This window comes from Bacillus sp. FSL R5-0422 (assembly GCF_038610765.1).
Classification (GTDB): Bacteria; Bacillota; Bacilli; order Bacillales; family Bacillaceae; genus Bacillus; species Bacillus pumilus_O.
Map to the genome: position 1 here is coordinate 1834612 of NZ_CP152014.1, position 24484 is coordinate 1859095.

22 protein-coding genes are annotated in these 24484 nt (G+C 41.6%); 6 read left to right on the forward strand and 16 right to left on the reverse strand.

Features of this window, described 5'->3' with window-relative positions; genetic code table 11:
* Positions 1–10: 10 nt before the first annotated feature.
* Positions 11–1129: a glutamate 5-kinase gene (proB, locus tag MKX52_RS09190; protein ID WP_144456443.1), complete on the reverse strand. Its 1119-nt coding sequence runs from the start codon at positions 1127–1129 to the stop codon at positions 11–13.
* A gap of 27 nt (positions 1130–1156) precedes the next feature.
* On the reverse strand, positions 1157–2002 hold the full coding sequence (proC, locus tag MKX52_RS09195) for a pyrroline-5-carboxylate reductase (RefSeq protein ID WP_342491885.1): 846 nt from the start codon (positions 2000–2002) through the stop codon (positions 1157–1159).
* A 423-nt stretch (positions 2003–2425) separates the two neighbouring features.
* Here proC and MKX52_RS09200 point away from each other — a divergent pair, with 423 nt between their 5' ends.
* The gene (locus tag MKX52_RS09200; RefSeq protein ID WP_342490582.1) at positions 2426–3622 is read left to right on the forward strand and encodes a cytochrome P450; all 1197 of its coding nucleotides are present in this window, start codon (positions 2426–2428) and stop codon (positions 3620–3622) included.
* A 121-nt stretch (positions 3623–3743) separates the two neighbouring features.
* The gene (locus tag MKX52_RS09205) at positions 3744–5786 is read left to right on the forward strand and encodes a molybdopterin oxidoreductase family protein (RefSeq protein ID WP_342490583.1); all 2043 of its coding nucleotides are present in this window, start codon (positions 3744–3746) and stop codon (positions 5784–5786) included.
* A gap of 245 nt (positions 5787–6031) precedes the next feature.
* Here the strand turns inward: MKX52_RS09205 and MKX52_RS09210 are convergent, their stop codons facing one another.
* From MKX52_RS09210 to xylA, 3 genes are all read right to left on the reverse strand, one after another.
* Positions 6032–6718 carry a glycoside hydrolase family 11 protein gene (locus MKX52_RS09210; protein ID WP_012010223.1) on the reverse strand — a complete coding sequence of 229 codons (687 nt, stop codon included), beginning with the start codon at positions 6716–6718 and terminating at the stop codon, positions 6032–6034.
* 90 nt (positions 6719–6808) lie between these two features.
* The gene (xylB, locus tag MKX52_RS09215) at positions 6809–8308 is read right to left on the reverse strand and encodes a xylulokinase (RefSeq protein ID WP_342490584.1); all 1500 of its coding nucleotides are present in this window, start codon (positions 8306–8308) and stop codon (positions 6809–6811) included.
* A gap of 35 nt (positions 8309–8343) precedes the next feature.
* Complete coding sequence (gene xylA / locus MKX52_RS09220; RefSeq protein WP_342490585.1) at positions 8344–9681, reverse strand: xylose isomerase; 1338 nt, start codon at positions 9679–9681, stop codon at positions 8344–8346.
* A gap of 213 nt (positions 9682–9894) precedes the next feature.
* On the opposite strand from xylA, the gene MKX52_RS09225 reads away from it, so the two are divergent.
* Complete coding sequence (locus MKX52_RS09225; protein WP_342490586.1) at positions 9895–11055, forward strand: ROK family transcriptional regulator; 1161 nt, start codon at positions 9895–9897, stop codon at positions 11053–11055.
* A 49-nt stretch (positions 11056–11104) separates the two neighbouring features.
* On the opposite strand, the gene MKX52_RS09230 is transcribed toward MKX52_RS09225, so the two are convergent.
* The 3 genes from MKX52_RS09230 to csaA all read right to left on the reverse strand — a co-directional run bounded on the left by MKX52_RS09230 (position 11105) and on the right by csaA (position 15187).
* Positions 11105–12709, reverse strand: coding sequence for a glycoside hydrolase family 43 protein (locus tag MKX52_RS09230; protein WP_342490587.1), 1605 nt, complete (start codon positions 12707–12709; stop codon positions 11105–11107).
* 23 nt (positions 12710–12732) lie between these two features.
* A complete protein-coding gene (locus MKX52_RS09235) occupies positions 12733–14124 on the reverse strand; it encodes an MFS transporter (protein ID WP_012010228.1) in 1392 nt (463 codons plus the stop codon).
* 730 nt (positions 14125–14854) lie between these two features.
* A complete protein-coding gene (csaA, locus tag MKX52_RS09240; protein WP_251184591.1) occupies positions 14855–15187 on the reverse strand; it encodes a chaperone CsaA in 333 nt (110 codons plus the stop codon).
* A gap of 230 nt (positions 15188–15417) precedes the next feature.
* Here csaA and MKX52_RS09245 point away from each other — a divergent pair, with 230 nt between their 5' ends.
* Positions 15418–15897: a site-2 protease family protein gene (locus MKX52_RS09245; RefSeq protein WP_012010229.1), complete on the forward strand. Its 480-nt coding sequence runs from the start codon at positions 15418–15420 to the stop codon at positions 15895–15897.
* Here the strand turns inward: MKX52_RS09245 and MKX52_RS09250 are convergent.
* The 7 genes from MKX52_RS09250 to MKX52_RS09280 form a co-directional block, all read right to left on the reverse strand.
* Positions 15887–17518: a YndJ family protein gene (locus tag MKX52_RS09250; protein WP_342490588.1), complete on the reverse strand. Its 1632-nt coding sequence runs from the start codon at positions 17516–17518 to the stop codon at positions 15887–15889. The two genes, MKX52_RS09245 and MKX52_RS09250, sit on opposite strands and share 11 nt — an antisense overlap.
* Complete coding sequence (locus MKX52_RS09255) at positions 17511–18116, reverse strand: DUF4166 domain-containing protein (RefSeq protein WP_151020795.1); 606 nt, start codon at positions 18114–18116, stop codon at positions 17511–17513. The genes MKX52_RS09250 and MKX52_RS09255 overlap by 8 nt, the downstream gene beginning before the upstream one ends.
* A complete protein-coding gene (locus MKX52_RS09260) occupies positions 18079–18960 on the reverse strand; it encodes a hypothetical protein (protein ID WP_342490589.1) in 882 nt (293 codons plus the stop codon). The genes MKX52_RS09255 and MKX52_RS09260 overlap by 38 nt, the downstream gene beginning before the upstream one ends.
* Before the next feature lie 148 nt (positions 18961–19108).
* Positions 19109–19681 carry a TetR/AcrR family transcriptional regulator gene (locus MKX52_RS09265; RefSeq protein WP_216888047.1) on the reverse strand — a complete coding sequence of 191 codons (573 nt, stop codon included), beginning with the start codon at positions 19679–19681 and terminating at the stop codon, positions 19109–19111.
* Between the two features lie 3 nt (positions 19682–19684).
* Positions 19685–20404, reverse strand: a complete 720-nt coding sequence (locus tag MKX52_RS09270; protein ID WP_342490590.1) for an MBL fold metallo-hydrolase — start codon at positions 20402–20404, stop codon at positions 19685–19687.
* A gap of 37 nt (positions 20405–20441) precedes the next feature.
* Positions 20442–20915, reverse strand: coding sequence for a GyrI-like domain-containing protein (locus MKX52_RS09275; RefSeq protein WP_342490591.1), 474 nt, complete (start codon positions 20913–20915; stop codon positions 20442–20444).
* A 54-nt stretch (positions 20916–20969) separates the two neighbouring features.
* Positions 20970–21902, reverse strand: a complete 933-nt coding sequence (locus MKX52_RS09280; RefSeq protein WP_012010236.1) for a YafY family protein — start codon at positions 21900–21902, stop codon at positions 20970–20972.
* Positions 21903–22020: 118 nt separating this feature from the next.
* On the opposite strand from MKX52_RS09280, the gene MKX52_RS09285 reads away from it, so the two are divergent.
* The gene (locus tag MKX52_RS09285) at positions 22021–22545 is read left to right on the forward strand and encodes a mother cell-specific membrane sporulation protein (protein ID WP_342490592.1); all 525 of its coding nucleotides are present in this window, start codon (positions 22021–22023) and stop codon (positions 22543–22545) included.
* A 32-nt stretch (positions 22546–22577) separates the two neighbouring features.
* On the opposite strand, the gene czrA is transcribed toward MKX52_RS09285, so the two are convergent.
* Positions 22578–22907, reverse strand: coding sequence for a Zn(II)-responsive metalloregulatory transcriptional repressor CzrA (czrA, locus tag MKX52_RS09290; protein ID WP_007500691.1), 330 nt, complete (start codon positions 22905–22907; stop codon positions 22578–22580).
* 186 nt (positions 22908–23093) lie between these two features.
* On the opposite strand from czrA, the gene MKX52_RS09295 reads away from it, so the two are divergent.
* Entirely contained in the window at positions 23094–24419 is a 1326-nt protein-coding gene (locus tag MKX52_RS09295; protein WP_012010238.1) for an APC family permease, read from the forward strand.
* The last annotated feature ends 65 nt before the right edge of the window (positions 24420–24484 follow it).

The following is a 24484-nucleotide window of genomic DNA, read 5'->3' on the forward strand; positions in this document are numbered from 1 at the left end:
ATTCCTCCCTTTAGCAAACTGGTATCGATAAATCTAAATGACAAACAAAAGCTTCAAGATCGACGACATGAACCACTTCATCCTGTAACGAATCACGGCTTAGTGCCAGTTCGTCAGATGGATAATTCACAATACCAAGCCCGATTTCTCTTTCATCTTGATCTAAAATACGGACGACATCGCCTTTTTTAAACGAACCTTTTACATTGACAATCCCATCAGAATCCAGGCACTTCTCCCGGTGCATAAGATGTTCCTGTGATTTCTTTTGCACAACGATCTCGCCTTTTGGTCCAGAATGAAAGGCAATCCACTGCTTCTTGTAATTCAGCGGTGCTAAGTTTTCATCAGCGGTAAAATAAGTGCCATCCTCTGTTCCGTTGATTGCTTTGTCTAAAATGTGAGGCGTATCCGCTTTGCCTAAAAAGCCATTGATACCAGCAGCCATTGAAATTTTAAACGCATCGAGCTTTGATTTCATTCCGCCTGTGCCCACACTGCTACCTGCATCTCCAGCTGCTGCTTCGATGTCTTCTGTGATGTCTGTGACTTCAAGGATTCTTTTCGCATTCGGATTTGTATGCGGGTTCTCTTCATACAGGCCATCAATATCAGATAAAATGGCAAGGAAATCCGCATCAATGAGTCCAGCTACTTTTGCAGACAATGTATCGTTATCTCCGAACTTCAAGCGATTAATCGTCACTGTATCATTTTCATTGATAATCGGAATGATGCCTCGATCTAATAACACATTCATTGTGTTCCGCACATTTTGATAGCGCGTTTCATCTGAAAAATCACTTCTTGTGATTAAAAGCTGTGAAGCAATATAACCGTGTGATAAAAATAAAGTAGAATATGATTCCATTAAAAGCCCTTGCCCTATCGAGGCAGATGCCTGTTTTTCCGGCAGTGTTTTGGGTCTATCGATAAATCCTAGTTTTCGGTAACCAGCTGCAACCGCACCAGATGAAACCAAAATGACTTCATGTCCTTCATCTTTGAGTTTCACAATTTGATTGACGAGGTTTTCTAGTTTTTTTAAACTAATCTCCCCTTGAAAGCTAGTAAGAGAGCTGCTTCCGATTTTCACAACAATTCGTTTTCTCTCTTTATCTGCGTACACCTTATCACTCCTGTATTTGAGCTCTATTTATATAGATACTTTTTGTTTTTGCTGTTTGCTGATTTCTTTTGATCGATTGGCAGCATGTTTGACGGCCTGCTTGATGGCTTCTCCTCCGCCAAAATCATCTAATGCATTCAGTCCTGCCGCAGTTGTTCCATTTGGTGACGTAATTTTCTCTCTTAGTGCAGAAGGGTCTTCCTCTGTTTCTTGCAGCATTTTCGCAGCACCGAGAAGTGTCTGCGCGCCAATTTGGCGAGACAATTCCTTAGATAAACCTGCTTCTTCCCCTGCTTCTTCGATTCTTTCCATTAAGAAATAAAAATAGGCTGGTCCGCTTCCAGCAATTCCGGTAAAAATATCCATTTGTTCTTCCTGAATGGTATACACTTCTCCCATTTCAGATAAAAGAGCCTGACTCATGCTGATATGGTCGTCTTTCACATAACGCCCAGCACATAAAGCGGTCGCTGAAGCCCCGATCGTACTTGACGTATTCGGCATGACCCTCATCACGGGCTGCCCTTCATGCAGCATATCTTCAATATAGGATTGCTTCAGGCCTGCAAGGACAGACAAGATCAGCTGGTCTCTCTGAATATGAGGTTTTAACGATTCAAGTGCTGTTTCAGCATCCTTTGGCTTCATGGCTAGGATCAACATATCCATTTCTTCAAAAGGAAAAGAATCCATTGTGGCTGTTTGTATTCCGTAACGTGTCGTTAGTTCATTCAATCGAAGTTGATTTTGTCTGTTTGTTGCGTATATTTGGCCCGGCGGCATTTGGCCTGATCGCACAATCCCTGCAATCATTCCTTCCGCCATAGAACCTGCTCCAATGAAAGCAACTTTCTTTTGATCAATGATATTGATCCTCTCCCTTGTTCGCTTTTTGTTCGTGTTTTTCGCACGTTAGTTATCGTAACATGATGAGAAATCGTGTCAAGAAAGAGCCAGCGCTTTTCAAAAGTCCCGAATAGGCATTCAACCGCTTGCTGTATGTATACTGACTGCGCTTTTGTAAAACAACAATTTAGATCTAAAGAACCATTCATATTTGCATCATAGTACCCTTTCGTTCGACTGAATTCCCCATTTTATTTTTGGTTTCGGTGACTTCAATTCTATTTTATAGAAAGCGCTATCATTTTTAATGGATTTCTATTTTCCTATACGACGAATGTGCTTGAATCTTCCGATTAGACTATTGACATATTTTAGAAAACATGTCCGTTGAAATGATATTTTACGGGTGATACCGTGAAAGGGAAACCAAGTGAAAAAGGAGCGTTCATAATGAAAGTGAAAGAAAACTATATCAATGTCATTCCAATGAAAGAAATCCGTTCGACCGATGACCTTCTTTTCCCATTCCCTATTTACAATGAGCTACGTGCGCAGAGTGATATTAGATATGATGAAACAAGAAAGTGCTGGGATCTCTTTCGATATGCGGATATCCAGTCTGTTCTGAAGCAGCCAAAAGTGTTCTCATCACAGCGAGGAAGAAGCACAACGAAAACGAGTATTTTAACGATGGACCCGCCAAAACATACAAAAATGAGAGCACTCGTGAATAAAGCATTCACACCAAAAGCGATCAAACAATTAGAAGATAACATTAGAGACCTGACACATGACCTGCTGCAACAAGTCAAAGATCAGCGTACGTTTGATATCGTCCAAGATCTAGCAGCTCCCCTACCTGTCATGATCATTGCTGAGCTTCTCGGCGCAGAGGTAAAGGATAGATCGTTCATTAAGAAACATTCTGATGCCCTAGTAGCAGGTGCAAAGGATGAATCAAAAGAAGCCATTCAAGCAGTAGTCGATATGCAGAAACGCGCAGAGGAAGAGCTGTCCGCTTATTTTACTCACTTGATCCAAAAACGAAAAGAATCACCTACTGATGATCTGATCTCACTTCTCATTCAAGCAGAAATCGACGGTGAGCGTTTAACCGAGAATGAACTGCTTGGTTTTTGTATTCTATTACTTGTTGCCGGTAATGAGACAACGACCAATTTGATTACAAATGCAGTAAGACTGCTAACAGAGCAGCCGCATATCGCCGAAGCCGTACGGCAAGACCCTTCTCTTAATCCTCAATTGACCGAGGAAACGTTACGCTATTACCCACCTGTTCAAGCCATTGGGAGAATCGCGGCCGAGGATGTTGAGATTGCAGGCTCAAAAATTAAAAAAGGAGACTATCTCATTAGCTGGGTCGCTTCAGCAAATCGCGATGAACAGAAATTTGACGATCCAGATACGTTCCGTCTTGACCGGAAATCAAATCCGCATATGAGCTTTGGCTTCGGTATTCATTTTTGTCTCGGCGCACCGCTTGCCCGTCTTGAGAGCAACATTGCACTTGAAGTTTTACTCCAGACGTTTCAAGACATCACCTGCGTTGCAGATCAGCTAAAACCTATCCAAAGCACATTTGTTTTTGGAGTAAAAGAATTTCCTGTACAAGTCACCCGTTTTTAAAAGTCCCTCTTAAGGGGCTTTTTTTCAATTCATCATCTCTTTCTTACCTTCCATCTCCGAACATGCTAAAATAAAGTCCATACAAAGAGATAACGGATTTCAGAAAAGGAGCCAAAAATTCATGACCGATTATACAGCAATGAAAGACGGAATATTCAAATCAGTTTGTTCGTTAGATTGCCCAGATCAGTGCGGTCTTTTGATACATAAAGAAAATGGAAAGATCGTAAAAGTGCAGGGAGATCCAGACCACCCCGTCACCCAAGGCAACATATGTAACAAAGTGCGGAATGTCACAGCTCGTTTATATGATGAAAAACGATTGACGACTCCTTTGAAGCGTGTCGGTCGAAAAGGCGATGGGCAATTTGCGCCGATTACGTGGGAAGAAGCCATTGAAACCATTCGGCAAAAATGGACAAAGCTCATTGACGAAAAAGGTCCAGAAAGTATTCTGCCATACAGCTTCTATGGGAATATGGGCAATCTGAATGCTGAAGGCATGGACCGCCGCTTTTTCTATCGTCTTGGTTCAAGTCAGTTAGACCGAACCATCTGTCAGTCAGCAGGAACGACCGGCTATAAATATACAATGGGTGCAAGCATCGGGACTGACCCAGAAGACACCATTCATACGAAACTATTCATCTTTTGGGGAATCAATGCTGTGTCGACCAATATGCACCAAATCACCCTCGCGCAAAAAGCCCGAAAGCAAGGAGCAAAGATTGTTGTGATTGATGTTCACAAAAACCAAACTGGCCGGATGGCAGATTGGTTCATTCCGCTTCGACCAGGTACTGACAGTGCCCTTGCACTTGGCATCATGCATGTCCTTTTTAAAGAAGGACTGACAGATGAAGCCTTTTTAGAAACGTATACAACCGGTCATCAGGAGCTGCGTGAGCATGTGAAGCAGTATGATCCAGACACTGTTGAGGGCATCACTGGGGTTTCAAAAGAGGACATCGTGACACTTGCAAGAATGTATGCAGAGACATCACCATCTCTTATTCGTATTGGCAATGGGTTGCAGCACCATGATAATGGCGGGATGAGCATTCGAACTATTTCTTGCCTCCCTGCTCTGACTGGTCAGTGGCTCCATAAGGGCGGCGGAGCGATGAAATCAAACTCTTCTTTTCTGAGCTATAATGAAACAGCTCTTCAGCGGCCAGATCTATTAAAGGACCACACGCCTAGGTCATTTAATATGAATCAGCTTGGCAGTGTGCTGACGAATGCAGCGCCTTCCATAGATGCACTCTTTGTCTACTCGTCAAACCCAGCCGTTGTCACGCCTGAAGCAAATAAAGTAAGAGAAGGTTTGCTGAGAGAGGACTTATTTACAGTCGTTCATGATCTATTTCTGACAGAGACAGCTAAATATGCAGACATTGTCCTGCCTGCCACATCCGCCTTTGAAAATGAGGATTTCTATACATCATACTGGCACCACTATATTCAAATTCAAGAGCCAGTGATTGCACGCTATGGAGAAAGCAAATCCAATACAGAAGTATTTCGCTTGTTAGCTCATGCGATGGGCTTTGAAGATGAAGCCTTCCGCGAGACAGATGCGGAACTTATGGAACAAGCCCTTCATCATCCAGAAAATCCGCATTATGAGGACATTTCATACGAGGCATTAAAAGAAAAGAAATGGATCAAAGCAAAAAGAGGACCTTTCCAGGACTTAAAGCTCTCTACTCCGAGCGGTAAAATTGAGCTTTATTCTGAACAGATGAAAAAAGACGGGTATCCAGCGCTTCCAACCTATGTGCCCCTCTATCAGGAAAGCGAATATCCACTTACCTTTATACCGGGTCCGAATCATAATTTCCTTAACTCGACCTTCTCTCTTCATGAAAAGCATCAAAAACTCGAGAAGTTTCCTAAGCTTCATATGAATGAAGAGGATGCAAAGGCAAGAGAGATTGAAGATGGTGATATGGTGCGTGTGCTGAATGACCGGGGTGAATGCGAGCTTGTCGTGTCAGTTGGTCAAAATGTCTTATCCGGTGTTGTGGTGAGCCAAGGATTATGGGCAGATCAAAAAGGCAAAAAACAGCTAGTCAATGGACTAACACCTGATCGGCTAGCAGATATGGGCGGCGGTGCGACGTTCTTTTCTGGCAGAGTTGAAGTTGAAAAGTTATCATAGACAGAAGAAAAGCCAGCAAAAAACTGCTGGCTTCAAATTGTTGACAAAGTGCTAAAATGATCTTGATTTTAGCACTTTGTCTTCTTTTCAGCGTGATAGAAAACCTTTGAAGTCTAGGAAGGACGAGTACTGGCGCGGAGCGAATTTGACATTCGTGAGCACCAGCACGCAGGACTGACAACGAATGCGAGGGTTTGTCTACACGCTGGAGCCAGCAAAAAACTGCTGGCTTTTTTTGTATTCTATTATCGTCCAATCATCAGCTGGTTGGTAAACACATTTGCACTTCCGTTGCTTCGGTAGCCTTCTACAGTTAATGCTGTTTCATACATTTTCCCCATTGGCATACCTAGGCTTTCCCATTTTCTGAAATGCTGACTCACGGATACAGTTCCGCTCGTACGTTTTGTTTGACGTACACTCCAATATTGCTTAAAGGTTGCGTCTCCAATAATAGAAGGTTGGTTGACACGTAGCGTTTCATAAATGTCATATGTGCCACCATCGGCATAAAATGATCCTTTATACGTTCCTGTTGGGCGATATGTGCCCCATGACTCAACAATGTAGTATTCAGCTAATGGAGATTGTGTCCAGCCGTAGACACATAAGTAGGAATTCCCGCCTGGGTTAAAGGCTGCGTTGTAATTGATGGAGATGTTACCAAGTTGATGATGAGTTTTAGTGGAATCAAACTTCTTCCCTTTTCGAAACAGAGCATTTCCGATATTGTTCCATTGCGCGCTAAATGCGCCGCCATTGTTAAGTGTCATAGAGGTATTACCGTAATCCTTCCATAACTCAAAATCGTAACCGCCGTGTGTGCCGATTCTATTATCATAAATCGTTTCCGCATGAGCTGGCACAGCCGTCAGTGTCAGCACAAATCCAATACACAATACAAACAACAGCCTCAATCTTTTCAAATTCATTTTCCATCCCTCTCCTTTTTCCAATTAAATTGTTCTGACTTCTCTAAGATGAAGCGAACCCATCACCTCCTTTCATATCACCCTTTTCTGCTAGATGGATCGATATTGCGCTAATCCGGCATGGATATCTCTTGTTTGTGTATAAATCTGTTGATACAGATGAAAAAGATCAGCATATATATTTGCATGTTTCTGCTCTGGCTCATAGACAGCAGCTTGATGAACAAACTGATCTGCACATGCCTCAAGCGACGGATACCAGCCGCAGCCAACGGCTGCAAGCATCGCTGCACCTAAAGCAGGCCCTTGTTCATTGTCTAACTGGATGACCTCAGCCTGAAAAATGTCTGCTTGCATTTGAAGCCATGTCCGGCTTCTCGCGCCGCCTCCAATGGAGACAATAGAATCTATGTGTTTCCCTGCTTGCCGAAATAAGGCGATCGATTCATTTAACGAGAAGGTAATCCCTTCTAGCACAGCCCTGACGACATGTGCCCTTTCATGCCTGCTGTCTAATCCAATCAGGCTTCCACGAATGATAGAATCCGCATGAGGTGTTCTTTCTCCTACTAAATAGGGTGTGAAGAGCAATCCATTCGCTCCAGGCGCAACATCAACCGCACCTTCTAGTAGTGATTGGAACGATTCCTCTGGGGATAGTAAATGCTTTACCCAGTTCAGGCTATATCCTGCTGAAAGCGTCACACCCATTGTATATAAAGCATCTTTTTTTGCATGATGAAACAAATGCAAGTTTCCTTGCAGCGCTCTTTCATGATCCTCTTCGTAAGAAAGAATGACGCCAGATGTGCCAATGCTGCATAACGTGCGGCCAGAAGATAAAATGCCAGCTCCAATTGCTCCGCAAGCATTGTCTGCCCCGCCAGCAAAGACTTTGGCCCCCTCTTCAATCCCGGCTTCACGTGCAATTTGCGGCAATAGAGTTCCAACCTCATCCTCTGACGAGACAAGCGGCGGGCAAATATGAAAAGGAATATCAAATACCTGACAAATCTCTTCACTCCATGCTCGCTCCCCAATATTTAACAGCAAGGTGCCAGCCGCATCAGAATAATCGATATGGACAGAACCTGTTAAACGAAATCTGACATAATCTTTCGGAAGTAAAAACATGTTGATTTGTTGATCAATTTCTGGTTCATGTTCCTTTACCCATAATAATTTTGGCAGTGTGAATCCTTCTAGCGCTTGATTTTTCGTTATTTGGTGGAGCCGTTCCCCCAGCTTGTTTGTGATGTGTGTACATTGCGCTGTTGTTCGTGTATCATTCCATAAAATCGCAGGGCGGAGCACCTCGCGGGATTCATTTAAAAGAACCAGCCCATGCATCTGTCCAGAAAAGCTGATGCCCTCTACTTTTTTTGAAAGGACAGGCTGCCTTGCCATCAGTTCTTTCATCGCAGCCACTGTTTGCTCAACCCATTCCTCTGGGTTCTGCTCACAATATCCAGGTTTATCTTGAATGAGGCGGTAAGGCTTAGTGGCCTCGCCGCATACCTTTCCGTCCTCATCGACTAATATGGCTTTGACTCCGCTCGTTCCAAGGTCAATTCCCATCACATACTTCATGTCTTCACTCCTTCAAAACAGGTCCGCTTCTTCTATCAATCTTCTAACAAGTATTGATTTAACCGGGCTTTCAACTGTTCCTCTCTTCCCGATTCGTTTCTGATTAAAGGATGTTTCAATGCATACTCTTCTAATGTATGAAAGTTTGCCTTTCCTTCTGAAATGTCACGGCCAATCCCTTCAGAAAAACTGCGATACCGGTGCTTAATGACATCTTCAAACACACGATCTTCTATGAGTCTATGAGCGACCCTCAATCCTTTTGCGAATGCATCCATCCCCGCAATATGGGCATACAAAATATCTTCAAGCTCAAAAGAAGCTCTTCTAACTTTTGCATCAAAGTTGAGACCACCAGTACCTAGTCCACCATTTTGCAGAATTTCATACATGGCAAGCGTTGTGGCATATAAATCGGTTGGAAATTCATCAGTGTCCCAGCCAAGCAGCGTATTCCCTTGGTTCGCATCCACAGAACCGAGCAATCCATGTATTCTCGCGACACGTAATTCATGCTCAAACGTATGGCCAGCAAGCGTCGCATGATTCGCCTCAATGTTCAATTTAAAATGTGTATCTAATCCGTATTGCTTTAAAAAGGCGATAGATGTCGCTGCATCTGCATCGTATTGATGAGTAGTCGGCTCCTTCGGCTTAGGCTCAATTAAAAATTGGCCAGTGTATCCAATTTCCTTTGCATAATCAACAGCCATATGCAAGAATGACGCCATGTGGTCTAGCTCTCTTTTCATATCCGTATTCAGCAGAGTATCGTATCCTTCTCGTCCTCCCCAGAAAACGTAATTTTCTGCGCCAAGGTCTTTAGCTGTTTCGATGCCTTTTTTCACCTGTGCGGCTGCATAGGCAAAGACATCTGCATGACAAGATGTCGCTGCGCCGTGAACAAATCTAGGATGCTTGAACATGTTGGCCGTGTTCCACAGTAGCTTGACTCCGCTATCTCGCATGTATTCTTTCATTCTTTCTAAAATGATGTCTAATTGTTGATTCGTCTCTTGAAGCGTATCTCCCTCCGGTGCAATGTCACGGTCATGGAAGGAAAAATACGGGACATCTAATAGATCAAACAGTTGAAAGGCAACTTCCAACCTAGCTTTTGCTAAATCCATCCCGCTGTAGGAATCCCATGCTCTCTGCATCGTGCCAGTTCCAAACATGTCTGTTCCATCAGCAGTCAATGTATGCCAATAAGCGACTGAGAAGCGCAGGTGATCTTTCATTGTTTTTCCGTCAATTACTTCACTTGGATTATAGGATTTAAAAGCGAGTGGATTTTTTGATTGTTTTCCTTCAAATTGTATTTTTCCGATTCCTTCTAAACTGTGTAACGTTTTCATATTTGAGTTAGCCATCTTTTATTCCTCCTATGATTACACTTTGTAAGTTGATTCAACAAACTAATATTCAATTGATGATCCATTCACTTTGAATTTTCCATATTTTTTAGTTTTTTAGAAATATTTTCGTTATAATAAAGTTAAAATCATCCTTCTTACAGATAACAGACGAAGAAAATCAGTTTTTTCTTCACTTAATCTAAAGACGAAACAAATGGAGTGGATAACATGGATATCGCTGATCAGAACTTTGTGAAAAAAATAAATCAAAAGCTATTATTAAAAGAAATTCTCCAGCATGCGCCAATTTCTAGAGCCAAATTATCTGAACGCACTGGGTTAAATAAATCGACTGTTTCCTCTCAAGTAAGTACATTAATGAAAGAGCAACTCGTCTATGAGATCGGTCAAGGTGAGTCTAGCGGCGGGAGAAGACCGGTTTTACTCATGTTTAATAAACGTGCTGGCTGCTCCATCGGGATTGATGTCGGCGTTGATTATGTCAACGGCATTTTAACCGACCTTGAAGGGTCCATCCTTCACGAAGAGCAGATCAACCTCCCATCAAGCGCTCCTGATGTGACCATACGCATATTAACTGAATTAATACAGCAGTTGATGGCACAAATCCCCTCTTCCCCATACGGACTCATAGGTATTGGCCTATGTATACCGGGACTAGTGGATGCCGATCAGCAAATCGTGTTTACGCCGCATTCTAAATGGAAAAATGTTGACCTGAAAAAGGCGCTCCAAGACGCATTCCAAGTACCAGTCTTCATTGAAAATGAAGCAAATGCCGGTGCATATGGTGAAAAAATCTTTGGGGCCGCTAAACATTATGATCATTTGATTTATGCAAGCATCGGCACTGGTATTGGGATCGGGATTATTATTAATCATCATTTATACAGAGGTGCATACGGCTTTTCTGGTGAAATGGGACATATGACCATCGACTTTAATGGACCAACATGCAGCTGCGGAAATCGTGGTTGCTGGGAGCTGTATGCATCTGAGAAAGCTTTGTTTCAGTCTCTTCAAACAAATGAAAAGCCCATCTCCCACCAAGATGTGGAACAGCTGGCAACGTTAAATGATATGAAAACGCTCAATGCCTTGCGCAACTTTGGTTTTTACCTTGGGGTCGGTCTCACAAACGTCCTGCATACCTTTAACCCCCAAGCAATTATTTTACGAAACAAAGTGATTGAATCGCAGCCAACAGTTTTACGTGTGATTCAAGAGGAAGTATCCTCAAGGATAGATACTAAATTCAGCTCACATGTTGAGCTGCTTCCTTCATCATTAGGACATAACGCACCGGTATTAGGGATGACATCTCTCGTCATTGAAGCCTTTCTGCAAGATGCCACCCTCTCACCATGACAGATTCTTAGATAAAAAAGACAGCTCTTACCGTGTTGTCTTTTTTTATTTATTCTGTTTCCTCATAACGGAAATAGTTAAAATCAGCAGGCAGACGCTCGCCACTTGTATCTTGGCACTGCATGCCGACAAATGCCCCTGTAAAAAATCCTCCTCCTCGAATAAAGTCATCAGATAGATGGCTAGATTCAAATATCACATCAATGTCCTTCCAGTCTTTTTGATCAAAAGAATAAGAATAGGTATATGTTTCTTTCTGAACGATCACTTTTAAATACACATAGGTGACTCCCTCTGGAATGACGATTTTTTGTGTCAATGGCTGAGAAAAGGAAAGGTTTTGGCAGGCAGATAATTCAAGAATGCGGCCAAATTCCTCGTCATATGTCACCTGAAGCGCCGTCCAATTTTCCGTATTATAATAATTCACAAGACCAGCAGCTTGCTGAAAATTCTCTGGAAAGAACGATACTGCTGTCTCAGCTTCAAAATAAAAGCTTTGCCAGCGCCTTGCAACAAAGGCTTGGGTAAACTTAGATGTGAGAGATTCCTGACCGTATAACCTTAAATGTTGAGGTTTTTCCGTTAATGAACCGATCTGTTCAGTAAAAGGAATTCTTAATGTTTGGAAGTGTCTATTTAACGTTGATTCTTTAAATTCATCGACTGTATGGTAGGTTGGAGCAAAAACCTTTTCGTTGATCGCTGGTGCTTCAACCTCCAGTGCTCCTTCTTTTCCGCCCACAACATACGGCCAGCCATCCTTCCATTCAAGCTTTTGAATCGCTGTTTCTCTTCCTAAAGGACACCACCCTCTCTGTTGAAAAATAGATTCCTTGCTTGATTGAATAGGGCGACCAGTCAAATGGGCGAGATACCATTCATTTGTGTGCGTTTGAACAATGGAAGCATGCCCGCATTTTTGAAGCGGATGTTCAGGTGTGTGAAAAGCACTTAAAATTGGGTTATCAGGATGAACCTCATAAGGCCCTTCAATCTGCGGGGAACGGGCAATTGTTGCCACATGCTCGTAGCGGGTGCCTCCTTCTGCTGTTAATAAATAATAGTAATCGCCAATGTGATAAAGATGCGGTGCTTCTGTCAATTTAATCGGTGTGCCTTTAAAAATAACCTTACGCTCACCAATGAGTTTCTTTTCTGTCACGCTATATTCCTGCAGGGCAATACCCGCAAAGGAATGGTGTTTTTCCCTATGGTCCCACAGCATATTTAAGACGTATTTCTTGCCGCTTTGGTCATGAAATAAAGAGGGATCAAAGCCAGAGCTATTAAGCTTCACCGGCTCACTCCAATCACCGTCAACTTCATTTGCTGTCACCAAATAATTATGACCATCTTTAAATGGACCATCCACTACTTTAATATCTGAATAAATCAGCCAAAACTGACCATCTGCATAGCTCAGGCACGGTGCCCATACTCCGCCAGAATCAGGATTCCCTTTCATGTCCAGCTGAGACGTTTTTTGCAAAGGACGCGCAGCAAGCCGCCAATGGACGAGATCCTTCGAATGATAAATTTGCACCCCTGGAAACCATTCAAATGTAGAGACCGCCATGTAATAATCTTCTCCTACACGGCAAATACTTGGATCCGGGTTAAATCCTCTTAGCACTGGATTGGTAATTTTCATTCAACTTCCTCCTCTTTCACGACCTACATTTTAAAATCATCCATATGATCAATATATACTTGATCCCTATTCTCAAGCTCCCTCACGACTTCTTGGTGCTTTTCTTCATCTAGGTTATAAAAATTAATATCAATCATCGCTAAAATCAACAAGCATACAGGAATCACTGTTACAGTGAGTAAAATGCCAAGCAATGCTTCTGGCGTCTGTATTTGGTTTGCAACATAGCCAAATCGATCGAGTACAAGCCCCGGAACAATTCCGCCTAATGCCATTCCAAATTTAAAGAAAAACCCAATGACTGCGTAGATCAGTCCGCCCATCCTTTTTCCAGTTTTATATTCGCCATATTCAACGGTCTCAGGAATGAGTGCCCACATGTAAGCACCGGCTGTAATACTCCCCGCAGCAGCAACGAGCCTGAAAATCAGGATTAATGTGATTTGACTCGGTGGTATCACAAGTAAAGCAAGAAGACCCACAATATTCAGCGATAAAGAATAATTCAGCAGTTTCTTCTTACCTAAAAACTTGTGCAGCTTTGGAATAAACGGCAGCACCATTAAAGCTGGTAGACTGCCAATGAGTCCGTACCATTTCACTAAATCTTCTCTGCCAAGGTTATACGTCACATAATAGATCCCAACAGAGTTGCTGATCGAGTTCACACCAAAAATAATAATAAAGAAAATACTTAATACAACTAGCGGGCGATTCACTCGTAACTGAACAAAGATATCACTGAATTTAATCTTTTCCTCTGGCTTTTGAAGCGTGACACGTTCATTCGTGCTTTTAAAACAGAAAATGAGTAATGCGCCGCCAAGAACGCCGAGAAAAGCCATCGTCATCTGCCAGCCGAGTGCTGTATTTCCTGTCGTATCACTTAAAAAGGTCGCAAGAAAAGGGACAAAAAAAGCCACAACCAGACCGCCTAAATTGGCAAACACCATACGAACGGACGTAATACTGACAACCTCTTGGTTATTTCTTGTCATTGCGGATGTTAAAGCACCATAAGGAACGTTGATGAATGTGTATGTAAGCGATAAACCAACATACGTGATGTAGGCATAAATGAGTTTACCCATTTCGGAAAAATCAGGTGTTGTAAAGCAAAGAATAGCAAGTACGACAAAAGGAAAGGCGCCGAATAACAAATAAGGTCTAAATCTTCCAAAACGGCTGTTCGTCCGGTCCACCAATGCACCAATAAATGGATCTGCAAGTGCATCTATAGCGCGAACAACCAAAAACATCGTCCCTGCTGCTGCTGCTGATAAACCGTACACATCTGTATAGAAAAATAATAGATACGTAGAGACAGTTGCGTAAATCAAATTACATGCGAAATCCCCTGAAGCATATCCCACTTTTTCAGACATACGAATCTTCTTTAAATTCTCACTAACCATGAGCTTTCTCCCTTCTTCACTTAGCCTCTTCTAACGAACAGATGATGGAGGGCAGCAGCAATCAATACAGGAAATATAAAGCGCTTTCAATTTGTGGTAAAAATGTAGCTGAACATCTCAATTTTTCAGCTTAGCCCAAATGCGCAGCAAAACAGTCGAATGACAGAATCATCTCCTTCAATAGAGGGATCAATACTTGAAACTCATCTTAGTTTATTGACCAAACAAACTAAGATGAATTCATTTTATAAAATCTGATCTGACTTTTCAATATTTTTTGAAAAATAAATCCAAATAATTGCTATGCTGTCATTTATTTTTGTGAACTAATATGAAAATCTGAAAGAATTGATTTAATGGTTGCATTCAAGCTCAGCCCATGCTATATTAATCAAGCGATGAGCTGAATTGTGTAAGTCGGGTAACATGTCTCTTTGAGACACACACGAATGTGGCGTGTGGTTATTCCGCCTCAATACGCAAAAGACATCTTCTTAGGAAGATGTCTTTTTTCTTACCCTATTTCAGATTGTTGACAAAGGGCTAAAATGATCTTGATTTTAGCCCTTTGTCTCCTTTTCAGCGTGATAGAAAACCTTTGCAGTATAGGAAGGACGAGTACTGGCGCCGAGCGAATTTGACATTCGTGAGCACCAGCACGCAGGACTGACACCGAATGCGAGGGTTTGTCTACACGCTGAGACATCTTCTTAGGGAGATGTCTTTTTTCTTACCCTATTTTTGTTCCATTCTCAACTGGTTCATCTGTCGCTAGTAAAACCACGTCTTCTTTTGACGGCAAGCCACCTAAGACAAGCACTTCTGATTTGAACCCAGCAATTCTTCTTGGCGGAAAATTCACGACCGCTACGATTTGTTTGCCAGTAAGATTCTCTGCTGTATAACGCTTTGTGAGCTGAGCACTAGATTGCTTTACACCAATTTCATCACCAAAATCAATCTTTAGCTTCAACGCAGGCACTCTTGCCTCTGCAAAAAATTCTGCTTCTATGATCGTCCCAACGCGAATATCTAACGCCAAAAACTGTTCAATATCTGCCATCTGCCTCTCTCCCCTTCATAAAAGGTAACGTAATCTATTGATTATCCATTGTAGCACATTCATTTTGTCATAGAGGAGGTTCAAAAAGCCTACAAAGCGTTAAATCACTTTTTTAGTTTACATAATAATTTTATGGTCGTGTATTAAATATTTGCATCATAAAAATGATTTCGGTAGAATGGCAAATAATCCTACTGCTTCCTCTCGAATACTTTTGGGAGGGTTCACACTTGTTTACATTATCAGATATGTGGACGTTTTGCTGGTCGTTTTTTGTTATTCTTCCTATTGTTGCCATCCTGCATCAACTTGGCCATATTTTGGTTGCGTGGATGTTTGGAGCAAAGGTTTCTTTTGCTCTTGGCAGAGGTAAAAAAGTGTTGAAAGTCGGCGTCGTTGAAATTAGACGAATCTATTTTTTAGATGCATTTTGCCACTATGAAGAAATGAGAAAAAACAACCGATTGTCTCACATTCTTGTCTACCTAGGCGGATCATTATGCAACTTGCTCAGTGTTCTCATACTGAACACAATGATCGCCAATGATTTCCTGCCAGAGCACCAATTTTTCTATCAATTTGCTTACTTCTCAGTCTACTATGTATTTTTTGCACTTCTGCCAGTCCAGTATGCAGATCATCATCCGAGTGATGGGCAAGCGATTGTGAACATTATTCGGCACGGTGAACCATGTGACATCATTGACTAACATGATGACTTTCACTGTCAATTTGATAATGAATCGTTAAAAAAGGAATACCGAAAAGCTTCATTTGATGTACCGCTGTGAGACTTTGATCCGTCTCCGGTTTCATATGAAAGCTTTCTTCCATTGGCAGTTGCATGGTGATAAAAGGCGTATGCAAATACAATCCTTCGTCACCGGTACTGCCTTTTGGACATGTACTTTTTAATATAAAATCTTCTTTCTCATTAAAAGGCCTTAAAATAGCTGTCAGCTGAGAATAAGGAAGCGGCAGCGCAATATTCATATAACCCGTAGCTGCATCGTGATGAAGAGCATATAGTGCAAAAAAGACTTGCTCTCCTTTTACATTGTGCCGTATCCAAGCCCGAACATTTTTCCTTTCTTCCTTCGGATGTTGAAATCTAATCAGACGTCCCTTCATTTCATATGGATGACGAGATAACCCCAAAAAAAGCTGCCCTATTTGCTTAAATAGTGGTTGAAGTAAAAAGACGAACGGCCTTATCCACCAATGAAAGCTGACGGCCGCTTTTAATGTAAAAGCCATAGGGTCTTCATAAAATCTGCGAATGACAGGTGACACCCTATCAGCTGAAAATGTCGTTCCATTTAATTCATCAAGCGAATCGACTAAACCCAGCTTCTCAGGGTTATGCACACTTTCCTCTTGAAAAGAAATCATTTGAAACCGGCCATGCACTTTCGAAATCGGAAAGTTCTTCTGCTTTAATTGATCCTTCGGCCCTTCAATCAGACAGCCAATCAAACCTGGCAATATCACAAAAAAAGCATTGATACTGCCATGAAACCAAATCATCTGATCAATGCTAATGTAGGTCACACGCATCAGCATCCCAGCGGAATATAGAAGTGATAACACGATCGTCCCCATTAAAACTAAACTAGAAAACACAACAAGACCTTTTGCCAAAGTTGACTGAAATCTTGTTTTCATACAAAGGATGCCATATATGTAGAGGGCCACCACATAAAGAATGACGCTGAACGTATCAAATAGACGGGAAAAGCTAATCCCCACAGCAATCATTACAGGCGACAGCAAAATCACCCATCCCGCCGCTTTGTATAAAGCTCTTTCTTTTGCTTGCTGCCGTCCTAAAAATCCATAAAAAAGAGGGATAAAAAAAGCAGAATAATGAAAATGAATAACGGTCAAAAGAACAATAATCGGCGAAAATGTCATCACCTGTATATCTGCTGTATAAAGCCAAAACCACAGCCCGCCTAAAGCAAGATACATCCATGCGCCATCAATCATCAGCTCATGGAGCGGGAAGATTCCTCTTTTCAGCAAACGAGAAAAGCCAAATAACGCCAATAAGATTGTATATAAAAGCCATCCCGATGCGAACCAAGCAGAATGATAGATAAAAGCAGCAGTTGCACAAAAAGCCGCTAGTGGAAAGGCTTTCATTAAAAACCCGATCAGCCTCTCTTCCTTGTGTTTCTTCCCTTCTTTCTCAAAAAAGTGTAAGGCGGTGGGAAGAAAAAATAGAATGGCCAAGAGAACAAAAAATTCTGCTATCAGACCTGTCATGAAACGAGTGGCGATAAAATAAGACATGAAGGTCAGACTGGATGCCAAATGCCACTTATTCATCATGAGACATCCTTTCTGTAAAACGACCTTTATATGTAAAAAGAGTACCAAACAGGCGATTTTTCACGTGGACATCAATGGTATATTCACCTGCATACTCATCGTAGCCTTCTGTTACATCTGACACACCATAAAGCCATGAAGGCAGCGGCCATTCTTTTCCGAACATCAAAAACTTCTGCCGGCCGGATTGGATGTGCAAGAAGCCATGATATGTTACTGTAAAATGAAGCTCTGACACAAGAAGTCTAGGCTTTCCAAAATAGTCTAGTACGGTATGACTCTCATGATCAATGATCATATCTGCATCAAAGTGCCGCTCCTTCTTTGGGAAATAAAACGTTCGATACCAGTGCATCCCTTCCTCCCCCTTATTTGTCACAAAGGGCTCGTTGACAATTTGGAAAGGAATGTTTTCCCCTCTCTCTGGGAAAAAACAACGAAATAGTGGACCCATTCTGAAGATCAATCGAATGAGACTTGACCCGCCGCCTATTTCTTCCATAGTACCTTCAGCAGTAAATGCGCGGTTGTATCTCTCTTTTAGTTTTGGATGCAGTTTATCGTAATCCTTTACTTGATGACGATGAACGACCATGTCTACCTCCCCTTTTTCGTTTGATGGAAAATACATCTACACAATCTTTTAAATTGAACATACCTGCAATCGACAAAATCAAAAATGCACTCATCACAAGCGGTTCATGAAGCGTCGTTTGCGGAGATAGGATTCCTATACAAAGCATCATGAGAAGAAACATACTTTGTAAAATGAAGAGATATTTCTTTGATAATTTGGGCATTAGCCATGTTACGCCTAAAAGCGCATAAAACAATCGAAAACTCATGCTATGATCAAAAGCCGAATGTGAAAAAGGAATGATCGCTTGGCATAGCCAGACGATGGCAAACAGCAAACAAATCCCGTAATGAGCAAGTGTTCTCTCTAGTAATAACCGGGGATGCGTTCCCTTTTCAAGCCACGTCTTTAATGCACCAAAACTAAAGGCTGTCATAAATCCAATCATTGGGCGAAAAAGAATCTTGTCTGCCCATGTCCATCCTTTTCCTTCTTTCGTTTTGTAATCAAATTGCGTTTGAAACACAATGTGGTCGCTTGTTTTTATATACTTCCAGTAACCGCTGCCTTCTTTGATAAAAGACAATGGGTGTGACGATTTGAAATTTAGTGAGGATGCCCGCTCATTCCGTTCATCCATCATTCTTGTTCGATAAGCTCCTGTTCCTGTGACACTTAAACCAAACCCAAGATGCTTTTCATACAAAAAGGATTGGGGTTGTTCATTTTGAGGTTCATTTAATGAAATGGTTGAAAAACGCAAATCCCATTGTTCATGAAGCTTTGGATTTTGCGTATGTTCCCATACTTTCTCTATCGGTGCATGAATGGTTGTTTCCACATAAACAGGCTTTCTTTTCATCTGCCTCTACTCCTCTATGTGAATTGTTTCACATAATAATCATAACATGTTTCACAAAACTGTCAAATGTTTATTCTTTTTTTGACAAAAAATTGGTTCAAGATGGCCGCCTCTTTAACATATCGATTCACTACCAAAAAAAGACCTGTCAATAAGACAGATCTTCTTTTTGCAACACACCTGAGATATAAAGCTTGACCGCATAGCTCACACTGTCTTCAAGCTGTTCTTTTCGTTGAAATCCCTTTTTATTTGAAATATCACCAAAGCCGTGCAATAAGCTTCTTAATCCTCTGACCACATGTGTCATCTCTTCTTCTTTGACACCAAAACGGGTCATGATCGATTGGACAAATTCAACAAGGCGCTCTGCCTCACTTCTTACTTTTTTGTCCTCCATATGTGAAAAGGCTGCTTCATAAAGACCTGGATGTTCGCGGACAAATTGAACATACTGTTTGGCAAAGGCTAACACAGCTCCTTCTTTATCCAGCCCCTCTGTGACGTGTATGCCTTTTTCACGTAGCATGGTCAGTCCTTTTTCTGCGAGTGCCGCCTGAATTTCCTGAAGACCAGATACATGATTATAAAGGGAAGGTGGTCTGATGTTCAGTCTTTTAGACAATGTAGCAATGGTCAAAGCAGAAAAACCCTCTTCATCAACAAGTGCGGCTGCAGTATCAATGATTTTTTCTTGCGTGATTCCCATTCTTGGAGACACGGTTTACTGCTCCCCTTTCTTCAGCTGCTGCTGCCTTTTATGAACGGCAGCTTGAAGCTTTTCATGAGGTTCTATGATGAGATCGCCATGTCCTGCAGCAAGACAGGATAGGCGAAGTGCCAGTAATTTTTCGGCGCTTTTGAGTGCAGTTTCTGCATCCCATGTAGCAAAAGTCGGGAAAGGGAAAGTCCAGCGAAGTTCACCCGTGACCGATAAGCCGCCTTTTGTTACAAGGGCATCACCGGCTATCACAATTTTTGACCTTTCATCGTATAAAGAAATGCTGCCAGGTGTGTGCCCTGGTGTCGAAATGACTTTCAGCGGTCCAATCTCATACCCTTCTTCGACAAGCACATCCGGTTTTGTACGAATATGTTTCGAAAAACTGCCTTTGATTTTTTGCTGGGGTTCGCCAGGAAGTAAGGACAAGTCACCCTCAAATAGGCGGGCATCGCGTTTTGATAAATAGACGACAGCCTCTGGAAAAACCTTTTTCACTTCATCTAATGCGCCGATATGATCCATATGACTATGAGTAAGAATAATTTTGTTAATAGGCTTATTCTTTTGTCGAGCAAATTCGATGATCGAGTTTGCTGCCATTTTTAACGCAGCATCAATTAAGATCAGTCCATTCTCTTCCTCAAAAACATAACAGTTTACTGGGAATAATCTTGGCATTAATGTGAGCTGGTGCAGACGGTCAAAAGTTGTCAGTCTCATCAAGTGTCCCCCTAAAACTAATATTGTTAGTTTTATATTAACTAATACTATTAATTTTAGCAAACATTTTTTCATCAACCGCAATATAAATATCAATTTGCGCTTCTTTTGGGTCTATAGATCTTTCGTCATACCATTCAAAATCGCCTGTATATGTGCGGTAATGGCGCTCATCCCACGTCCAAATTTGCTGCCATGTTTCCAATACGACCTCTTCAATCGGTCCCTTTCTCGTTCGGAATTTTGCGTAGGTGGACGCAGGAATCTCTATAACTTGTTCTAACTGCTGATCCACGAATTGTCCAGCCGTAAATAAATAAGAGCCATGCTCATCTTTTTCATAATCTGAATACAATCCTATGACGGGCGCTTGCCCTCCGTGAAGCTGCTGCGCAAAAAATTGCTGCCAGAGTGGAGCAATCTTTCGCTCTTTTGTTTGCTCCATTTCGTTTGTTGTTCGAACAGATAACCCTTTTATCCATTTTTTCTCTAATGTCACGATATCGTACATACATTCTCATCTCCTTTTTTTCTATCATATAAAAAGAAACCTGACAACACTGTGTCAAGTTTCTAATCGTTTGAGAAATTGTTTCAACTGGAGATCAAATGCTTCTTTGACATGCTTCGGAGAAAGAATGTCGACTTCTGGACCTAAGTGGAATAGGAAACTATTTAACCAATCATGAAGAGGTACAGTGATGGTGGCAAGATAAGTGCCGTCTGAACAGACGTTCAATTCATTCTCATCTACCCATTCCTTTACTTTCCCCACTGATGCTTCTGTTAACCTGAGCGTGACAGGGCTGACTGATGGTTGTTCTTGCCAAGAGTCATTCCAAGGCTTCTCTTCGTTTTTGACTCTTTTCGGTTGAAAATACCCTGAAATGGCGACAAGACCCGTCATTCTAGTCAGCTTGAACAGGCGAAAAGCTTTTTTTACACAACAAAACGCATACAAATACCAATGCCTCCCTTTTAAAACGAGTGTATAAGGTTCCACGTTGCGTGGAAGAGTTTCACCTTTCGCATTGCGATAAGTAAACTGAATGTATTGGTGCGCTGACGCAGCTGTATGAATGAGCTGGAGCTTCTGCTCTGCCTGACTGTCTTTTCCCCAGGAGCTTAAATCAATGAAGACATGATGCTGCTTTTCGTTTTCACCTGTTTGCGTGGGAATAAGCGATTTGATTTTTTTCAGAACATGCTCACTTTCTTTAAAGGAGTACGCACTCATCATGCTTTCAAGGGCTGTTAAAATGACTTCAATGTCATCATCGGTAAATAATTTTTTCTCTAAACGATAGTCCTCAACAAGTGAAATGCCGCCACCTGCTCCTTGGGTTGTCACAACAGGGATTCCCGCTTGATTGATGGTATCAATATCACGATAAATGGTCCTCGTGCTCACTTCGTGAAGTTCAGCAAGATCTTTTGCCTGTACTTGCTTCTTGCTAATGAGCAACATCACAGTAGATAAAATACGGTCAATTTTCATGACTTTTCCTCTTTTTCATAAATGTAGGTTTTGTTTTGATAAAAAAAGAAAGAATGGTAAAGATAAGTAACAGCCAGCATTCGTTTACATCCCTGCACGTGCAGGAGGAGGTTGCATCATGACACATAACGTGTGGCAGTTGTTCATGATTGGGAGTATTATATTGATCTGCATCATGATTCGAATGAATCGAATGAGACGCTATCAGCTTGTACGCCCCATCAGGCTTTTGATGAGAATGTATCTCTTTGGTCTTTCAGCCCTTATTCTCCTATCAGAAGGATGGCAAAATCATAGTATCATCATCTATGCTGCTATTGGTGTGCTTTTTGGAAGCAGCCTCGCTGTTCATGCCTATCAGACGATTCGTATGAAAGAAGAAAATGGCCGGTTGTATATGAAAACGAGTAAATGGATTGAAAGCTTCATTTTATGTTTGTTTTTATCTAGGCTTAGTTTTAAGCTGGTTGAGCTGACAAACCATTCGATCACCAAAATCAGTGTCGTTGAACTGTATCAGCACATCGTAAGCGATGATGCGATGACCATGCTCAGCTTTTTTCTTTTAGCGGCATACTATGTTGTTTTTTCTTTTCACATGATGAAAGCAAGTAAACGATCGACACATGTGCATCATGCATAAAAACCTTCCTATTAACGTAGGAAGGTTTTTTATCAATCGTGCTGTGCATGGTGAATCATCTGTTCAAGCACTTCCATCACATGCTGATCTTCAGGGCTGTAAAAAATGGAAGTCCCTGCTCGTCTAGATTTCACGAGACGAAGATTTTTTAAAAAGCGCAGCTGATGAGAAACGGTTGATTGCATGAGATTCAGTGTTTCTGCTATATCATTAACCGAGTGTTCACCTTGAGATAGCAGGTGCAGAATTCGAATACGTGTCGGATCAGATAAAGCTTTAAAGGTTTGGGAGACAAGAAATAAACTTTCTTCATCCAGCTCCATCCGTTCCTGTTCTTGATTTGTATTCAGTTCTTCCTTCATTTTGCTTCACCTTTCTTGTCCGTCAAATCACGACTTATTCTATGTATCATCATATACCAAAACGTCCGGCGTGCAAAGAGAGCACACTTTAGAAAAAAGATTTACTCAAATAGCATTGACACTTGGTAGCATTCTTTTTAAAATGAGCATTATTTATTCATTTTTTTAGAGGAGCTGATAGGCAAATTGACTGAGGAGCCAAGACTAAAACGCAGCCTGACCGTCTTTCCACTTGTGGTGATCGGGCTTGCTTATATGGATCCACTTGTCGTATTTGATTCATACGGCATTGTAGCTCAGCTGACGAAAGGACACGTCGCGGCAGCTTATATATTTACGTTACTTGCATTACTATTGACAGCGCTTAGCTATGGGAATATGGTGAAGGCTTTTCCAAAAGCAGGATCTGCTTATACATACGCGCAAAAAAGTATTCATCCTCATGTTGGCTTTCTTGTAGGCTGGACACTTTTACTGGATTATTTATTTTTGCCTATGGTGAATTTTGCGATTGGGAGTGCTTATTTAACCGCAGCCTTTCCTGATGTACCTCATTACATTTGGATCATCATACTTGCTATCGCCATAACGACTGTCAATGTAATCGGTATCCGGCTTACAGCCAACATTACGGCTCTATTTGTGACTTTTCAGGTCATTGTCGCCGTCACTTTTGTTGGATTTATTATTTATGGGCTCACACAAAACGCAGGTAGCGGAGAATTACTATCCGCCCGGCCATTTTATTCGGCGAGCTTAGATCCAGCGCTTATTTTTTCAGGAGCAACGATTTTATGTTTTTCATTTCTAGGATTTGATGCGATTTCGACCATGTCTGAGGAAACCATTAAGCCCAAAAAGACGATCCCACTTGCCATCTTCTTAACTGTTGCTATTGGAGGCGTACTGTTTACCTTGACGTCTTATTTTTTGCAGCAAGTATTTCCAAATTTTCAGCAGTTCAAGCATCCCGATGCTGCCTCACTTGAAATTGCGGAATTTGTGGGCGGCGCCTTTCTCCACTCGTTCTTTTTAGCTGGCACAATGGTTGCTGTTATCTCTTCTTCCTTATCATCACATGCAAGTGCAGCAAGGCTTTTATATGCAATGGGGAGAGATGAATCATTACCGAAGCGTTTCTTCGGATATATTCATCCGAGATTAAAAACGCCTGTTTTTAATATTTTATTAATTGGTGCTTTCTCCTTAACCGCAGTCGTTGGCGAACTTGAAGTCATTTATTCCTTTATTAGCTTCGGAGCGTTGATTGGCTTCACATTTGTGAACTTATCGGTTTTTGCGTATTATTTCGTTAAACAAAAACAAAGAGGTGTACTCAATACATTGAGATACGCAGTGATTCCTCTATGCGGGACGGCCTTTTGTCTATGGCTGTTAACGAGCATCAGTACAAATGCATTAATCATTGGTATGCTTTGGCTGATTATCGGTTTTGTTTATTTCTGCTACAGACTGAAAACAAGACCCGAATTTACATTTGGATATGATTGATTATCAGGTTTTCACTTGGTATCTTGTGCAGGATATGGCATAATAAAAAGGCTGTACTTCCCTTT

Coding starts and splice junctions, on each gene's coding strand:
- MKX52_RS09205 (WP_342490583.1), top strand. CDS start 3,744: ATGACCGATTATACAGCAATGAAAGACGGAATATTCAAATCAGTTTGT.
- MKX52_RS09260 (WP_342490589.1), bottom strand. CDS start 18,960: ATGAAAAGAAAGCCTGTTTATGTGGAAACAACCATTCATGCACCGATA.
- MKX52_RS09255 (WP_151020795.1), bottom strand. CDS start 18,116: ATGGTCGTTCATCGTCATCAAGTAAAGGATTACGATAAACTGCATCCA.
- csaA (WP_251184591.1), bottom strand. CDS start 15,187: ATGGCAGATATTGAACAGTTTTTGGCGTTAGATATTCGCGTTGGGACG.
- MKX52_RS09210 (WP_012010223.1), bottom strand. CDS start 6,718: ATGAATTTGAAAAGATTGAGGCTGTTGTTTGTATTGTGTATTGGATTT.
- MKX52_RS09270 (WP_342490590.1), bottom strand. CDS start 20,404: ATGAGACTGACAACTTTTGACCGTCTGCACCAGCTCACATTAATGCCA.
- MKX52_RS09275 (WP_342490591.1), bottom strand. CDS start 20,915: ATGTACGATATCGTGACATTAGAGAAAAAATGGATAAAAGGGTTATCT.
- MKX52_RS09230 (WP_342490587.1), bottom strand. CDS start 12,709: ATGAAAATTACCAATCCAGTGCTAAGAGGATTTAACCCGGATCCAAGT.
- MKX52_RS09250 (WP_342490588.1), bottom strand. CDS start 17,518: ATGAATAAGTGGCATTTGGCATCCAGTCTGACCTTCATGTCTTATTTT.
- MKX52_RS09235 (WP_012010228.1), bottom strand. CDS start 14,124: ATGGTTAGTGAGAATTTAAAGAAGATTCGTATGTCTGAAAAAGTGGGA.
- MKX52_RS09225 (WP_342490586.1), top strand. CDS start 9,895: ATGGATATCGCTGATCAGAACTTTGTGAAAAAAATAAATCAAAAGCTA.
- MKX52_RS09280 (WP_012010236.1), bottom strand. CDS start 21,902: ATGAAAATTGACCGTATTTTATCTACTGTGATGTTGCTCATTAGCAAG.
- xylA (WP_342490585.1), bottom strand. CDS start 9,681: ATGGCTAACTCAAATATGAAAACGTTACACAGTTTAGAAGGAATCGGA.
- MKX52_RS09200 (WP_342490582.1), top strand. CDS start 2,426: ATGAAAGTGAAAGAAAACTATATCAATGTCATTCCAATGAAAGAAATC.
- MKX52_RS09285 (WP_342490592.1), top strand. CDS start 22,021: ATGACACATAACGTGTGGCAGTTGTTCATGATTGGGAGTATTATATTG.
- czrA (WP_007500691.1), bottom strand. CDS start 22,907: ATGAAGGAAGAACTGAATACAAATCAAGAACAGGAACGGATGGAGCTG.
- xylB (WP_342490584.1), bottom strand. CDS start 8,308: ATGAAGTATGTGATGGGAATTGACCTTGGAACGAGCGGAGTCAAAGCC.